Origin of the sequence: Streptococcus sp. KR, assembly GCF_002238115.1 — a bacterium.
GTDB lineage: Bacteria > Bacillota > Bacilli > Lactobacillales > Streptococcaceae > Streptococcus.
Map to the genome: position 1 here is coordinate 1 of NZ_NGVM01000387.1, position 213 is coordinate 213.

1 pseudogene is annotated in these 213 nt (G+C 43.7%); it reads right to left on the reverse strand.

Features of this window, described 5'->3' with window-relative positions:
• A pseudogene (locus CBI42_RS12395) lies at positions 1 to 213 on the reverse strand (MFS transporter); the annotation flags it as partial.

The following is a 213-nucleotide window of genomic DNA, read 5'->3' on the forward strand; positions in this document are numbered from 1 at the left end:
ATGAACAAGCTTCGATCGGTTCCACCGACATTGATAAACTTGCTGACGTATGGGCAAAGGAAGTTTGCGCCATTTGTGCTCAGCATCAAAATGGTCGTTGCATCATTACCATATTTCTTAGGAACAAAGGACAGCCCTTTTGAAAAGATAAATGGAATAAACAAACCAAAGCTGAAGCCCACTGAGAATGCACCGATGAAGCACGCCGTTGCA